The organism is Psychrobacter sp. Sarcosine-3u-12 (genome assembly GCF_002836005.1).
Lineage (GTDB): Bacteria > Pseudomonadota > Gammaproteobacteria > Pseudomonadales > Moraxellaceae > Psychrobacter > Psychrobacter okhotskensis.
In genome coordinates, this window is the sequence record NZ_PJBY01000109.1 from 163372 (window position 1) to 177739 (window position 14368).

Genomic DNA, 14368 nt, shown 5'->3' on the forward strand with positions numbered 1-14368 from the left:
ATCAATAGTGATTGTATGGTTGACGCAAATATTAGGGGATGTTCAATACGGCTTGAGTATTCAGCTTCAGTATTTAAATTAAATGTTCAACTTAAATATTCAAATTTGCTTTAGCTCATTGACGGCGTCCATGGTACTAAGATACACCTGTCCTGATAGCTCAGTGATCAGTGGGGTGTGCTCGATGATATCCATAACTGGGCCTTTGATAAAGCTAAAGTGTAAATGCTTGTCTTGTAGGGCAAGCTCTTGATTCAAGGTGCTGAGCATTTCTTGTGCAGTCAGATCAATGTGGTTGACAGCAGACATAATAAGAACCAGCTCATGCGCTTCTGGATACTGTTGTAAAGCATTTAAAATACGCCGATGCACCGATTCGCTATTACCAAAGAACAGACTCTCATCGATACGTAGCATCAATAAATTATGAAAAGTGACAACATCGTGACGATTGATATTGCGAAAGTGGCCCGTGCCAGCCAATTGACCAACGATGGCGACATGAGGTTGGCTCGACTGCCAGATGAGACTGGCAAATGACACCATGAGACCGATGACAAGGCCAGTATTTAGCCCAAATATCAGTACCCCAGTAAACGCGGCGATAAAGCTTGCCCCATCTAAGCGATCTCGTTGCCAAGCGGACTTTAAGGTGGCAATATCGATTAAACCAATGATGGATGCCATGATGGTTGCGCCAAGTAAGGCATAGGGTAGCGGGGCAAGCGCATTGCTAAATGCTATCAGCGCTAAAACCATGACCAGTACCGTCATGAGACTGGCAAGTGGCGTCTTGGCACCTGAGTCGACGTTGATAGCCGTCCGTGAAAACCCGCCTGCCACGGCAAAGCTCTGAAAAAGTCCGCCGGAAATATTGGCGAGTCCAAGCCCCGTTAGTTCACGATTGGCATCAAACTTCTCACCGCGTAGCCGCGCATAAGTACTGGCGACGGAACTGCTGGAGACAAAGATAATAAGCGCCATGAGTCCTGCGGTTGGTAAGAGTTTAAGTGCTTCTTGGATATCTGGTAGATGGGGCAGGGTAAAACTCGGTAGCCCTTGCGGAATACTACCGATAGTGGCGACGCCACGCGCATCCCAATGCAGTGCCATACTGAGTAAAATGGCAATTCCCAGTAAAATAAGCGGAAACAAGCGCTCCGCCCATTTGGCAGAGGAAGAAGACAGCCACGTTCGCCACACCCATTTGCTACCGTAGCGATTCGTGAATAAGAGAGCAAAGGCGATCACGCCAATCAGTAAGGTCAGCAGGTGTAGCTGGCGCGCATATAACTGCATGGTCGATAGATAGCTAATTAGGCTACTACCTGCTATCGGAATATCCGTTAAGTATTTTAGCTGACTGACGAAGATAAGAACCGCCGCGCCGCTCACAAACCCTGCCGATACGCCGCGGCTGATAAACTGCATAATCCAGCCAAGCTTGAGCCATCCTGCGATCCAAAGCAGCGACCCTACCATCAGTGCCAATAAACTTGCCATTAGGGCATATTGTTCCGGGCCCCGATCAGCGTAAGGCAACAAACTACTGGCAGTCATAATAGCGGTGATGGCAACCGGTCCGACTGCTTGCACATTGCTAGAGCCGAGCCAAGCGTAAACGATGACAGGCAAAATCGCTGCGTATAGACCGTAGACGGGTGGTAAGCCTGCAAGTACGGCGTAGCCAAGACTCTGCGGTATCACCAGTACGCCCACCACCAGTCCAGCGATGACGTCAGTCGGCAAGGCAGCCAGCTGATACTGACGCAGCCAAATGGGAATGAGGCGAGCGGCGATAGAGGTCATATCAATACATCATCACAATAAATAAAGTTAAAAACAGCTAAGAACTCAATAACCAGTTAGGCATCTGTTTTGGCACAAAAGCGCTCATACAGTAAACGTAGCACCGCCAAAGCGTCGTCGCTGGCGATACTATAATAGATTTGCTTGCCGTCGCGCCGTGTCGTGACCAGCTCATCCTTGCGCAAGATACCTAACTGCTGTGATAGGCTCGGCTGCCCAACACCGACCAAACCCTCAAGCTCACTGACGCAATACTCGCCTTGTGTCAGCTGACAAAGGAGGAGCAAGCGATCAGGATGTGAGAGCGACTTTAATAATTGGCTGGCTTGCATAGACGCTTTTTGCATTTGTTTGGCAAGATCTATCGGCGCAAAGTCTGCGTTACTATCTGACGCAGACTCGATAGTACGGTCAGTAGAGCTAGCCAATGCTGAGGTGGAAGTTGTCAGAGTGAGCTCCTTATATAAAACCGCGATAGAGGTCGTGCGGCTTGTATAAAAGTAATGTGTGATTACCGTTAATTATCAATGATATCGCAATCCATAGCAAGTTATCATTATTTACATTATATAAATTGATAAATTGTATGACGGTTGCTATATTGGTATTAACGTTACGAAAGCATATTAGGACAGGTTTAAAACCTGAAGGCTAATGTCGACATTGTTCTTGATGTTGCCGTCAGCGTTAAGATTAACGGCAACTATTTATAACCATTTTCAAGATGTGTTCGTTTACGTATTAAACATTGTATATGACCACCCATTATACTGAAAGAATGGGTGGAAGATTGACATCATCCTATAAAAACAGAGAGGCGGCCATGCAAGTTCATTCGTTCTTACATAGCGACACCGAGACTTATACCCATGTACTCGCAGACGTTCAGCAGCAGCTGTGCGCCATTATCGATCCGGTATTGGACTTTGACTCAAAGTCAGGACGTACGAGCACCAAGAGCGTAGACGAGGTCATTGAGTTTGTACGTGAGCACGGTTGGCAACTGCTGTATGTCATCGAAACCCATGCGCATGCCGATCATCTCTCAGCGGCTATCCATGTTAAAGAAAATCTCGGCGGAGAATTGGTCATCGGTCAGCATATTACCGAAGTACAAAAAATATTTAAGCAAATTTTTAACTTTGATACTAGCTTTCGCACCGATGCCAGCCAATTCGATATTTTGACCGACGAAGGCGACACGTTAGCGCTTGGCGATATTACGATCACAGCCATGTATGTGCCCGGTCACACACGGGCGGATATGGCTTATCTGGCGGCTGACAAAGAAAAAACAGTGGTCTTCGTTGGCGATACCTTGTTCGCGCCTGACGTCGGTACAGCACGCTGCGACTTTCCCGGTGGCGATGCCAAAATGCTCTATCATTCTATTCAAAAGCTACTCGCGCTCGATGATAATACAGTCATCTATCTGTGTCATGACTACCCAGGCCAAGGACGCAAGCACTGTCCAACCACTACAGTAGCGGCGCAGAAGCTAGGAAATATTCATGTGAAAGATGGTATCAATGAGGCAGAGTTTGTGCAGATGCGTGAGCGCCGCGATTCGACTCTTGAGATGCCGCGTCTGATTATCCCGTCTGTCCAAGTTAATATCGATGCCGGACACTTTCCTGCACCGGAAGACAATGGCACGCGTTATTTGAAAGTACCGATCAATGTCCTTGGTGGATAAGCTAAATAGTGCTGCAATAAGTGATATTATCTGTGTCGATCCAGCGGTTCAGATGCAACCAACTTGGGCAAATAGCTTATAGATGAAAATGCCAAAGTTGAATTTTTAAGACAATAAAACCATCAAAATAATTAGAATAGGAGATATACAATGAGTGAGCAAAACTCGCACGTGGTATGCCCACATTGCCAAGCCACCAATCGCGTACCCGCTGCCAAGTTGGCGGCTGATCCAAACTGCGGTAAGTGTGGTCAGCCATTATTGACCGCTAGCCCGCATGAGCTAAACGGACAAAGTATTAATAAAGTTATTCAAAAAAATGAGCTATTGACTGTCGTAGACTTTTGGGCGAGCTGGTGTCAGCCTTGTATTATGATGGCACCGGAGTTCAAAGCCGCTGCTGGTCAGCTGCCGCAAGTAGTGTTTGCCAAAATCCAAACGGATAAATATGAGCAGGCGGCAGCGCCCTATAATATCCGTAGTCTACCGACGATGGTGGCCTTCAAAAACGGTAAAGAAGTGGCGCGTCAATCAGGGGCGCTTCCTAGCAATCAAATTGTCCAGTGGATAAGAAGCCTAAATTCTTAAGCATTGCTTGAGTTTTTACTCATAATGATTGGACACAAAAAAGCCAATACGCTATCAATGTATTGGCTTTTTTAATGCTGAAACAGTGGTATCTGCATACTATCAAAACGATAGCGAATAAGCATCAAGTGATTTTATTCACCATAAATCTTAACACCATTGACGAAGCTACAACGCTGAATACGGGCCGATTGGACAATCGCATCACGCTCACCATAAAGCCGTGATAGTTTGGCATCGCGGGCTTTGGTATTGTTGCTTTTGCCCACACCAAAACTGATATTCGGTGAGATGCCCCAGCGTCCTGCTGAAACTCCAACACCGACGCCTGACGCGGATAAGGTTGATTGCTCATTACGCGCGGCATCAACGTAACGATTGACGCGGGTGTACTCTTGGCTCAGTGCTTGGCAGTCATAGCTCTGATACGTACTTGGCGGCACATATTGCGGCGTGATATTACCAGTAGAGGCGCAGCCTGAGAGAGCCAACATACCGGCTGATGCCAAGAGTGTCGCTATAGTAAGGTTTTTCATAATGGCTCCATAGGGCTAAGTAATGATAGGTGCAGTTGCTAAACTTTTAAGTCAAATAATCGTAATTGCTTTGCTAGGGCGTGTCTTCAATTTATCGATAGTCATCTAAATGGGCTAAATCTTGCCAAACATCGTCAAATAGCTGGTTAATATCTCGATATTATCTACGCTGTTTTTCTTGTTTGACGGCAATTTATCTCATTTTTATCACCATTTTTGCAATGAAGACACGCCCTAATAATTATTCGCTTGCAAATGATCCTTTTTAATAACGAACATGCCTTAAACAAGCATGCAAGGCATTGTATTTATTTAAGATAGCAAAAATAACGGGATTAAGATATTAAAAATATACGCCTTAGTAGACGTTTATCTTGCAATCCCGCCATCACTTTATTCAAGCTCAGTCAGATATAGAGTGGCGATTAAAATAAATTATCAGGTTTGCTAAAGGCCAGTAATACAATGCCGATATAAGCCACGGCAGCGATAAGAATGCCTATTTTGGTTTGACCCGATGTCGCGTGAGGATGAAAAGCTTTGATACTGGCGCTAATAGCCGCTACGAGTAGGATTATTTTGGCAAATACCCATTGTACTGGCGCATTGGCATTCATCAGTTGCATCAGCATCACGGCGCCTGACACGATGAGCAACGCATAGAGGACATGGGTGGCTATTTTGAACACGCGTGGCGCTCGTCGATTGGCGCTTAATGCCAGATAGCTTTGGTATAAAAATAGCACAATCACCAATACTGCCATGAGCATATGTAAATGTTTCATCGAGTGTCATTTCCTTTAACGGGGCAATTCGCAAGTTTGTAAAAAAGCACGCGATGTCAGCTGTTTAAGTGGCAAGCACATCGTGAGCAACGTGTTTCTAATAACTGTTATTTAACTTAAAAATTGGCTACAGCTTACCTAGCTTTTATTTTGTCCGGCACATAGCGGGCTATCAGGACTTTGACCTTGCCATTCGGTTGGCGTATAAGCATGAATCGCCAAGGCATGTACTTGACCACCCTGTGAGGTCAATAAGGCGTTAACCAAGCCATATATGAGCTGATGACGCGCGACCAAACGTTTGCCTTCAAAGGCATCGCTCACAATAGTCAGTTTAAAATGGCTCTCTTTACCCTCGAAATAACCTGCATGATTCATCGATTCATTGATTAATTCGATATGCTGCGGTTGTAAGCCCTGTAGCTCCTGATGGAGCGCGTCGGCAGTCGGTGAGTGGTTACTCATAAGAATCCTTTATTTTGTGAAGCTTAACAGTCTTTGAAACAATATTTGAGACCGTATGATGACCATTATAGCAGACGCTGATAACTGTACAGAAAGCTATTAGACGGACCATAACACAGCCAATCGCTTTAAACTAATGCCGCCATTAAGTTGTCAGTCAAAAACGTAAAAAAGCAGAGTACAACCCATGGGCTGTACTCTGCTTTTGGTAAGCTATCAACCTCTATATAAGACATTGACAGCTGATAACTGACAGCCGATAACTACTAGCCAAAATAGCTATTAACGACGTGACTTTTGGTACAGTGGCATCACTTTAGGCATCAATGCTTGCAGTTGGCTAATGCGATTGCTACTGTTTGGGTGAGTGCTTAAGAATTGTGGTGGCTCGCCTTGACTGGCGCGCTGCATTTTTTGCCACAAGCTGATAGCTGCTTGCGGATTGTAGCCTGCACGTGCCATTAGCTCAAGACCGATTTGATCCGCTTCCGCTTCTTGGGTACGACTGTGTGGACGACTCAAACCTAAATCCCCAGCGACGTTTGCTAGCTCAGCCTGACCTTGTGATAGCCCAAAGATACTCGCTGCGACACCGATACCCGTCTGAGTAGCATACTCGCGTGACAGACGCTCACGTGAGTGCTCACGCAGGGCATGAGACATCTCATGACCCATAATCGCGGCAATCTCATCATCCGTCAGGTTTAGACGATCGATAATACCTGAGTAAAACATGATTTTACCGCCCGGCATGACAAAGGCGTTCAGCTCATTGGATTTAATGGTATGTACTTCCCATTTCCAATTAGCCGCATCAGGACGATATACACCCACTTGACCGATCAGGCGGTTAGAGATGCTTTTTAAGCGATTGAGCTGCGCTTTATTGGTATCGAGCACGCCGCGCTTACTGGCCTCTTGCAAGTTTTTATTATAGCTTTGCGCTGATAGTTGCTGTACTTGTTCACTAGAGACCAAAAGTAGCTGTTGACGATCAACGCCGACAGCACCAGTAGTGGTAGTGCTGGTACAGCCAGTCAAAGTAAGTGCCGACAATGACGCGGCCATCACGGTGGTGGTAAGTATTTTTTTCATAATAAACATCCTCGCTGTAAATGATAAAAAGTAAAGTTAAACAAAGTTAGTAGTAGCGGAGTAGTCCGGTAACAGCAGAGCGGATAGAAGGGCAGTTTATTATTAAAGTTTTACTACCGTCTACCAATCTACTTGATCAGTGAAATTTTACCCGAATGACAATAAGCCATAAGTATAATAATGTTAACAACCTAAAACCAAGGCAGAAAAAGTAACAATACAGCGTATGATTGTAAGTGGCAGTAATAAAGCGGTATTGATCAAATGAAATAGGTATCGACAAGAATGACGTCACTTTTATTCATTTTTCATCCTTTCATCTTTTTTCGTAAGACTATATAACAGCGGGTTGATAATGACTTGTTAATAGTCAGATTCATGGCAGATAAAAAAACAAAGAGAAATAGTGGTTATTTTGCTATTATTTTATTAAATAATTTTAACAGTTCTGATGGCTGGATTGATTGTAAAATCAAACGTTTATGATAAGCGTGCATACAAATACAACCAAAAAACGCTGAGACTGGATAGAAATGTGAAAAAAGTGATTGACACACACAGAATATTTGCTAAAATAGCCAGCCTATCGAGACGTAGTAGTTAACAAGTTGTTAGCAACATTACGCTTTGATATTAAGCGGGAATAGCTCAGTGGTAGAGCATAACCTTGCCAAGGTTGGGGTCGAGAGTTCGAATCTCTTTTCCCGCTCCAAATATGGCTCGTTTAGAGCACTAAAGCCTCACTTCACAGTGAGGCTTTTTTTATGGGTAAAATTTGAGAGTGCTGTTAGGAGATGTTGAGCACTAAAGTTATTCCAGACCCTAATATCGATACATCACGCACTACTGATTGTTTTTTCATAAAAAAAGCCGAGCAATTCGCTCAGCTTATCTTTAGAATCCAAACCTCAAACTGCTTACTTTTTCATAGACCATGCTACAGTTTTATTGCCGATCCAATTGACCCAACTGACGGGGAAAAAGCGTAACTGCAGTCTAATTAAATTTGCCATGACACCTGGCACCACGAGGAACTCCCGTTTTTCTACGCCTTTTAGCATGGATTTGACCGCATCTTCAATTTTGAGCTCGCCTGCCAGCTTTTTCATACCGACGCCAGCTTCTGCCATGACACCGACTTCGGCTTGCGTGAGTGGTGTGTCTATCGGCGGCGGCGCAAAAACGGTGATGTCGATACCGAGTGGTTTCCATTCAAAGCTGATTGACTGCATCATGCCCCAGATAGCAAATTTGGAGGCGCTGTAAGAGCTGTAACCATAGCTGCCAGTGAACGATGCCATCGAGGCAGTCACCATCACTTGCTTGCCACGTGATAAGAACGGACGTATCGCAGCTAAGACGTTGCGCGTGCCAAATAGATTGATAGTCATGACACGCTCGAATTGCTCTTGGCTCATATCATCAAACGTCCAAGGACCTGTGATGCCCACAAAATGCATCAAAATATCTGGCGCTAGTATGTCGGCGGCAGTGGCCATTTGCTTGGTAGTCATCTCTGCATCGGTAACATCGAGCTTATAAGTTGCAATCGAGGCATCGTTTTTATTCATGGCTTGCAAAGCAGATACCGCTTCATCAAGCGACTGTACGTCGAACAATACTAGATTTGAACCTTGCTTGATTAGCTGCTTGGCGGTCTCAAAGCCGATGCCTGAAGCGGCACCAGTGATATAGACCGTTTTATTCGTAAAATAACCCATTAAGCGCTTTCCTTCTGTAACGAGCTACTTCTTAAAGCGTCTGTCTGTAAGGTGCCGAATTTGGCTTCACCAATCAAATGGCTGACTTTATGACCGGGGATAAGCCAATAGGGAGTTGCTTCACTGCTTGAGGCACAGTTAGGAAAGTCGGGGTTCTTCGACGGACCCGCAATGGTTTTTTCGACGACCATAGAGATATATTGCTCATTACTGCCTTCTAAGGTGTTACCGTTTAAGATGACTTCCATACCAGTGCTTTTAGCATAATCACGGATAGCATTGACCTTTGAGTTCATAGGTGCATAAGCGTCTGCGCCGACGCCGTTTTCTGAAGTCACGTGTATGCCGTCTGGTACGCGCGCGACCAATGAATGGTTGCCTTCGGTATGACCGGGAGTATGCACTAGCGCCAAGCCTTCGCCCAGCTGAATGCTGCCAGTAAACTTAATGACTTTGGCAGGATCAACGCCGTCGATACCATTAGGGCAATACCACTCCGCCTGCACGGGCAGTAGGGCTGTGGCGCTAAGCCATTCTTTTTCGTGTACCAATAGCTTGGCATTGGGAAAGTAAGCGGGTCGGTCGGTCGTATCAGCCGTCGTGCCTAGCCATTGACGGACGTCTTGAGTATGCAAGTGATCGTAGCTGATGTAGTCAATATCTTCTGGGGCGAGACCCACTTCTGCTAGTGCCTGTGTGACGTCACGAGTGATTGGGGCGACCATGTTTTCGAGCGGTGACCAATTCGGCATCTTATTCGTTAGGCGTTTAAAAAAAGGCGTCTCACGGTCAGCATCGATGTCAGATGGCGAAAATAGCAAGGTCTTTAATTCGCCCAAAAAGTTACGGAACTGCACGATGAACAGACGATTGAGGATGTGAAGGTAGGGGAATTTATAAGTGCTCTGCGTATAGACGCCACTGTAGGCGTACCAAGTGGGATAGGGGACTCTAACCATGTCCGCACTTTGGTAAAACTGAACGCAGGGCTCATCGATAAAGCGCTCTCTAAATGCCAGTGCTTGCTTGCGGGCGATGTTGAGGCGCTCTTGTGGTAATGGACTTTGACGAATATCATCAAATTCCTGAATGGCTTTCATGCCGAGTGATGTTAAATCCATGTTGCATTTCCTTATGACTGATGGATAGATTTCTGAAGATTATAGTAGCAACATTATTTTGTTCTTGATAGCAGTATTTAGAATACTGCTAGGTTTACCAAGTTTTATCAAGTAGGTTAATAAGGCATATTAAATAGTTCTATTGAGCGTATCAAAATTCATCCCAATAAGGGTTATCACCAAAACGTTCTGCAATAAATTCAATTAGATAGCGGCAGCGCTGTGATAAAAAGCGGTTCTTTGGGTAAACGGCATAGGCATGGAGTGCGGGTAATTTATATTGCTTGAGAATAGGTACTAGCTCACCTTTGGCCAATCTTTTATAAGCGATAAAAGTTGGGATAAAAACGATGCCGTGGCCTTTTACCGCCAAATCAACTAAGAACTCACCATTAGTCGCTTTGATCTTGGCATTAATAGTATGGTTATGTTTTTTCCCCGTCGCATCAGTCAGCTCGAGATTGCTGGTTTTACTAAGACCATACTGCAAAAACTCATGTTCTTGTAGCTCTTCTAGTGTCTCAGGCATACCCATCTTTTCTAAATACTCAGGGCTGGCGCAGAGTGCATAACGAATCAGCGCCATACGCTTTGCTTGATAACTGGAGTCTTGTAGCTCCCTAATACGAATGGCCAACTCATATCCTTCTTCAATCAAGTCAACGTGTCGATCAGAAAAGTCTAATTCAAAGTTCAGGTTAGGATGCTGGTCGGCGTATTCTGCGATGACATCATTTAAGTGCATCAGTCCAAATGACAAGGGCGCGGTCATTTTTAGCGTACCTTCAATACGCGTGGGGGCACCACTGGTTTGCTCATTGAGCGCATCCACCTCACTCAAGATATTGTTCACTTGCTGATAATATTGCTCACCAGCCTGCGTTAAGTTGGATTGGCGCGTGGTTCGGCTGATTAATTGGCTACCCAAACGTGTTTCCAAATCCTTTAAACGACGGCTGACGGCAGACTTGGCAATGTTTAGCTGTTCTGCAGCTTTAGTGATACTACCTGCTTCGACGATGCGTACAAACATCGCCATATCCTCTAGCTGTCCCATTATTGATGCCTCACAATTGTTATCAAAATCAGAACTCATATTTGTGATTATTGCTGTTTATCTAGGTTCAGTCAATATATACAATGGCGCTATTACTTAGTCAAACACTAACAAACACTTTACTGGAGAGTACCTATGAACAATTTACAGAATCTTAGCGCACCAATTGGTCGCCTATTTTTATCGATGATTTTTATCTTTTCAGGCTTTGGCAAAATCTCAGGTTATGCAGCGACGCAAGGTTATATGGATTCGATGGGTGTGCCTGGTATGCTATTACCGCTAGTCATTGCGCTTGAATTGCTAGGTGGTATCGCTATTCTAATCGGCTTCAAAGCTCGTCTGTTTGCTGTCTTAGTTGCAGGTTTCAGTATTTTATCGGCGTTTATGTTCCACCAATTTTGGTTGGATGAGTCACAAATGAACCCATTCATGAAAAACATTGCGATGGCTGGTGGTTTCCTAATGATATTTGCTCATGGTCCGGGGGCTTATTCAATTGATAATAGCCATACTCGCAAAACCTCAGTATAGTCATTGAAATTTCATCACAAAAAGGAGTCGCTATGAGCGCAGCAACGACCATTGCCTTAGTCATCGGTAGTTTGCGAGAAGAGTCGATTAACCGCAAGTTTGCAGAATATATTGTGTCGCAGTTACCAGAAAGTGTCACGGTAAATGAAGTCAATATTGCAGACTTGCCCCTTTATAATCAAGACTATGATGGCACAACGATTGAAAGCTATGAGCGGGTGCGTCAGCAAATTAAAGATGCTGATGCCGTGTTGATGGTGACACCCGAGCACAACCGTACGATGCCAGCAGCGCTGAAAAATGTGATAGATATCGGTTCACGTCCGTATGGTAGTAGCGTCTGGACTGACAAAAAAGTCGCTGTGGTCACGGCTTCTCCAGGTACTTATGGTGGTAGAAGTAGTGGCCTTGATGTGCGCAAGAGTATGCAGATGCTATCCGCAAAAATGATGATTAGCCCTGAAGTTTACTTGAGTCATGCTACTGACAGCCTTGATGAAAGTGGTGTCAGCAGTGAGCGCACGCAGAAGTTTTTGCAAAAATTTGCTAGTGAGCTGGCCAAATTTGCAGAAAACAGCGGTGTCTAATTCAGTACCTGACAGCAGCGCATCTAAGCGTAGCGCGCACGGCAATAATCAACCAGCACCGTTAAGTTTTTGGCAGCGTTATCAAGCGCCTGTCTTATTAACGCTGGTTGGCGGTGCTATTGATACGATTGGTTTTATCACTTTATTCGGCTTTTTTACGGCCCATGTCACGGGTAACTTGGTGATGGCTGGTAGTGGATTGGTCAACGGTGAAGACGGGCTTTGGATCAAGCTTGCAGCTTTACCGTTGTTTATTTTGACGGTGATGGTAACCAAGGTATTTATCGATAAAAGTCATAAACCACAGTTGATGTTGAGCCATTTGTTTTTGGCAGAGGCGCTTTTCTTAACTGCATTTATGGTAGCCGGTCTATATTTCCAGCCTTTTACAGATGCTGGTGATATCACGGTTGCCATGACTGGCGGTTTAGGCTTGATTGCTTTGGCCATTCGCAATACAGCCAGTAAAACGGTGATCAAACATATGAGTCCGACGGTATTGATGACCGGCAACACCACACAGCTTGGTATCAATCTGACGGATTATTTGCGTAATCGAACGCCTGACAATGCCAAAAAACTGGTGAATAGCTCAGCGTTGGTATTGAGCTTTTTGCTGGGGGCGCTAGTGGGCGCGCTGTTATATCTCAAGTTGAGCTTTTGGGCCGTTGGCTTGTTCGTGCTACCCGTATTATATTTATCGGTTATGGCACGTGATAAAGACTTTTTAAGTCATATTGGTTAAGTGTTTTTACGCTATTCACAGTCGATCGCTGTTGGACTAACTATTTTGAAGCCTATACCGTGCTAGCAGTATTGAAACTGTAAAAACAAAAAACGCCTTATCTAGCAGATAGGGCGTTTTTTGTTTTTAAGTTATAGTCAGTGAAAAGCAATATCGATATATCAGCAATACCGTCGCGCTTTTAAGATATTTTAACTATATATGGATTTCAGCATAGTAAACACTTAAGGCGTTGCGTTATGGAACACAGAGTTGTCTTGGTACTCTGGATGTTTATCAATATAAGCTTTTACATAAGGGCAAGTTGGTTTGACTCGTAGGTGCTTAGCCGCGGCATCGTCTAGGATAGTCTTGACTAAATAGCCTGCAATACCACGTCCGCCAAGCGCTTCTGGCACTTCAGTATGTTTATAATCAATGCCTTTTTCGCCTTGACTGGTAGTAAAAAACTCATAGTCTTCAAAGGCGATATGACCATCCACGTCAATTTCAAAACGTTGTTGTTCAGTGTTATCGACCACTTCATAATCCAATGGTTGCTTGGTTGACATACTTAAACTCCTTTGTATAGTAACGCTTACTTTTTTAGTGCTTTATTAATGTTTTTGATTATCACTATTCAACAGACCCTAACGTTTCTGAGTCGATCTCAATCATAGTAACAGTTAAAAATACTGTCTCTGTTATGATTATATTACCTTATCTAAACCGCTTTATTGTTCTCTGAATTAGAATAGTCATTTGCGATTATCTTGGTTTATCTATCCTTAGACAACAATTATAATAGCTCCATTGTTTAAATACATTCACTAATAATAAATTTATAAACCTATTGATAACCAAGGATAACTTATGAAAACTATCTATCATGCAGCAGATTCTCGTGGCGACGCTAACCACGGTTGGTTAAAAAGCCGTCACACCTTTAGCTTCGCTAACTATCACAATCCAGAACGTATGGGCTTTGGTGCCTTGCGTGTGATTAACGATGACTTCGTTATCGGTGGTCAAGGCTTTGGCAAACACTCACACCGCGATATGGAAATTATCAGTATTCCATTGTCTGGCAAGCTTGGTCATGGTGACAACATCGGCAACAATGGCATCATTGAAACAGGTGAAATCCAAGTGATGTCGGCCGGTACTGGTATCACTCATAGTGAGATGAATGGCGATGACAAAGAAGACGTAAAATTCTTACAAATTTGGGTTATCCCAAACAAAATGAATGTTGAGCCTCGTTATCAGCAAGTACGCATGGATGAAATCATGCAGCCTAATGAGTTTAATCAAGTGCTATCACCAAATGCTGACGATGCGGGTGTCTGGATTCATCAGAATGCTTGGTTCAGCATGGGTGACTTTGATAAAAACGTGACGCAGACTTATGAGCTAAAAGACCCAAACAATGGCGTTTATATCTTTGTCATTAGCGGTAAAGTCGTCGTAAATGACAACACTTTGAATACTCGTGATGGTCTCGGTATCTGGGATACTAAGAACTTCACAATGGACGTCATCGATGACGCTAAAGTCCTATTGATGGAAGTACCTATGTAATTTTAGGCAACTTAGGTGGTTTCAGGTCGCCCTGAGTCTAGCTAAAAAAAACTAACAAGATAGTTATCG

General features: G+C 44.2%; 16 protein-coding genes and 1 tRNA gene. 7 read left to right on the forward strand and 10 right to left on the reverse strand.

Translation table 11 applies throughout. From position 1 onward, the window contains the following. Positions 1-99: 99 nt before the first annotated feature. Positions 100-1809: a SulP family inorganic anion transporter gene (locus tag CXF65_RS12550; protein ID WP_101212295.1), complete on the reverse strand. Its 1710-nt coding sequence runs from the start codon at positions 1807-1809 to the stop codon at positions 100-102. A 56-nt stretch (positions 1810-1865) separates the two neighbouring features. Then, entirely contained in the window at positions 1866-2237 is a 372-nt protein-coding gene (locus tag CXF65_RS12555) for a metalloregulator ArsR/SmtB family transcription factor (RefSeq protein ID WP_307783250.1), read from the reverse strand. A 395-nt stretch (positions 2238-2632) separates the two neighbouring features. On the opposite strand from CXF65_RS12555, the gene CXF65_RS12560 reads away from it, so the two are divergent. After that, entirely contained in the window at positions 2633-3505 is an 873-nt protein-coding gene (locus CXF65_RS12560) for an MBL fold metallo-hydrolase (RefSeq protein WP_025652362.1), read from the forward strand. 150 nt (positions 3506-3655) lie between these two features. After that, positions 3656-4093, forward strand: coding sequence for a thioredoxin (gene trxA / locus CXF65_RS12565; protein ID WP_025652364.1), 438 nt, complete (start codon positions 3656-3658; stop codon positions 4091-4093). A gap of 134 nt (positions 4094-4227) precedes the next feature. Here the strand turns inward: trxA and CXF65_RS12570 are convergent, their stop codons facing one another. From CXF65_RS12570 to CXF65_RS12585, 4 genes are all read right to left on the reverse strand, one after another. Next, a complete protein-coding gene (locus CXF65_RS12570) occupies positions 4228-4629 on the reverse strand; it encodes a hypothetical protein (protein ID WP_025652365.1) in 402 nt (133 codons plus the stop codon). Positions 4630-5054: 425 nt separating this feature from the next. Next, positions 5055-5414, reverse strand: coding sequence for a SirB2 family protein (locus CXF65_RS12575; protein ID WP_101212297.1), 360 nt, complete (start codon positions 5412-5414; stop codon positions 5055-5057). Between the two features lie 138 nt (positions 5415-5552). After that, positions 5553-5879, reverse strand: coding sequence for a BolA family protein (locus CXF65_RS12580; RefSeq protein WP_101212299.1), 327 nt, complete (start codon positions 5877-5879; stop codon positions 5553-5555). A gap of 282 nt (positions 5880-6161) precedes the next feature. Next, entirely contained in the window at positions 6162-6974 is an 813-nt protein-coding gene (locus tag CXF65_RS12585) for a M48 family metallopeptidase (protein WP_025652368.1), read from the reverse strand. A gap of 637 nt (positions 6975-7611) precedes the next feature. Here CXF65_RS12585 and CXF65_RS12590 point away from each other — a divergent pair. After that, positions 7612-7686: transfer RNA gene (locus tag CXF65_RS12590), tRNA-Gly, on the forward strand. A 205-nt stretch (positions 7687-7891) separates the two neighbouring features. Here the strand turns inward: CXF65_RS12590 and CXF65_RS12595 are convergent. The 3 genes from CXF65_RS12595 to CXF65_RS12605 all read right to left on the reverse strand — a co-directional run bounded on the left by CXF65_RS12595 (position 7892) and on the right by CXF65_RS12605 (position 10873). After that, the gene (locus CXF65_RS12595) at positions 7892-8695 is read right to left on the reverse strand and encodes an SDR family NAD(P)-dependent oxidoreductase (RefSeq protein WP_101212301.1); all 804 of its coding nucleotides are present in this window, start codon (positions 8693-8695) and stop codon (positions 7892-7894) included. Then, positions 8695-9816 carry a hypothetical protein gene (locus CXF65_RS12600; protein ID WP_101212303.1) on the reverse strand — a complete coding sequence of 374 codons (1122 nt, stop codon included), beginning with the start codon at positions 9814-9816 and terminating at the stop codon, positions 8695-8697. The genes CXF65_RS12595 and CXF65_RS12600 overlap by 1 nt, the downstream gene beginning before the upstream one ends. Positions 9817-9967: 151 nt before the next feature. Beyond that, positions 9968-10873 carry a LysR family transcriptional regulator gene (locus tag CXF65_RS12605; RefSeq protein ID WP_101212305.1) on the reverse strand — a complete coding sequence of 302 codons (906 nt, stop codon included), beginning with the start codon at positions 10871-10873 and terminating at the stop codon, positions 9968-9970. 135 nt (positions 10874-11008) lie between these two features. On the opposite strand from CXF65_RS12605, the gene CXF65_RS12610 reads away from it, so the two are divergent. From CXF65_RS12610 to CXF65_RS12620, 3 genes are read left to right on the forward strand one after another with little or no spacing between them, the layout of a single operon-like run. Continuing rightward, positions 11009-11407 carry a DoxX family protein gene (locus CXF65_RS12610; RefSeq protein WP_101212307.1) on the forward strand — a complete coding sequence of 133 codons (399 nt, stop codon included), beginning with the start codon at positions 11009-11011 and terminating at the stop codon, positions 11405-11407. Positions 11408-11439: 32 nt separating this feature from the next. Further along, positions 11440-11994, forward strand: a complete 555-nt coding sequence (locus CXF65_RS12615; protein ID WP_101212309.1) for an NADPH-dependent FMN reductase — start codon at positions 11440-11442, stop codon at positions 11992-11994. Next, positions 11987-12739, forward strand: a complete 753-nt coding sequence (locus tag CXF65_RS12620) for a YoaK family protein (protein ID WP_201565488.1) — start codon at positions 11987-11989, stop codon at positions 12737-12739. Before CXF65_RS12615 ends, CXF65_RS12620 begins: the two co-directional genes overlap by 8 nt. A gap of 224 nt (positions 12740-12963) precedes the next feature. Here CXF65_RS12620 and CXF65_RS12625 read toward each other — a convergent pair whose 3' ends face one another. Beyond that, positions 12964-13290, reverse strand: coding sequence for a GNAT family N-acetyltransferase (locus tag CXF65_RS12625; protein WP_025652375.1), 327 nt, complete (start codon positions 13288-13290; stop codon positions 12964-12966). 301 nt (positions 13291-13591) lie between these two features. Between CXF65_RS12625 and CXF65_RS12630 the strand changes: the two genes are divergently transcribed. Then, positions 13592-14299 carry a pirin family protein gene (locus CXF65_RS12630; RefSeq protein WP_101212313.1) on the forward strand — a complete coding sequence of 236 codons (708 nt, stop codon included), beginning with the start codon at positions 13592-13594 and terminating at the stop codon, positions 14297-14299. Positions 14300-14368 lie beyond the last annotated feature (69 nt).

Bases quoted from the DNA above. Each gene is read 5' to 3' on its own strand.
- CXF65_RS12580 (WP_101212299.1), bottom strand. From the start codon at position 5,879: ATGAGTAACCACTCACCGACTGCCGACGCGCTCCATCAGGAGCTACAG.
- CXF65_RS12550 (WP_101212295.1), bottom strand. From the start codon at position 1,809: ATGACCTCTATCGCCGCTCGCCTCATTCCCATTTGGCTGCGTCAGTAT.
- CXF65_RS12630 (WP_101212313.1), top strand. From the start codon at position 13,592: ATGAAAACTATCTATCATGCAGCAGATTCTCGTGGCGACGCTAACCAC.
- CXF65_RS12600 (WP_101212303.1), bottom strand. From the start codon at position 9,816: ATGGATTTAACATCACTCGGCATGAAAGCCATTCAGGAATTTGATGAT.
- CXF65_RS12595 (WP_101212301.1), bottom strand. From the start codon at position 8,695: ATGGGTTATTTTACGAATAAAACGGTCTATATCACTGGTGCCGCTTCA.
- CXF65_RS12615 (WP_101212309.1), top strand. From the start codon at position 11,440: ATGAGCGCAGCAACGACCATTGCCTTAGTCATCGGTAGTTTGCGAGAA.
- CXF65_RS12570 (WP_025652365.1), bottom strand. From the start codon at position 4,629: ATGAAAAACCTTACTATAGCGACACTCTTGGCATCAGCCGGTATGTTG.
- CXF65_RS12560 (WP_025652362.1), top strand. From the start codon at position 2,633: ATGCAAGTTCATTCGTTCTTACATAGCGACACCGAGACTTATACCCAT.
- CXF65_RS12610 (WP_101212307.1), top strand. From the start codon at position 11,009: ATGAACAATTTACAGAATCTTAGCGCACCAATTGGTCGCCTATTTTTA.
- CXF65_RS12585 (WP_025652368.1), bottom strand. From the start codon at position 6,974: ATGAAAAAAATACTTACCACCACCGTGATGGCCGCGTCATTGTCGGCA.
- CXF65_RS12575 (WP_101212297.1), bottom strand. From the start codon at position 5,414: ATGAAACATTTACATATGCTCATGGCAGTATTGGTGATTGTGCTATTT.
- trxA (WP_025652364.1), top strand. From the start codon at position 3,656: ATGAGTGAGCAAAACTCGCACGTGGTATGCCCACATTGCCAAGCCACC.
- CXF65_RS12625 (WP_025652375.1), bottom strand. From the start codon at position 13,290: ATGTCAACCAAGCAACCATTGGATTATGAAGTGGTCGATAACACTGAA.
- CXF65_RS12605 (WP_101212305.1), bottom strand. From the start codon at position 10,873: ATGGGACAGCTAGAGGATATGGCGATGTTTGTACGCATCGTCGAAGCA.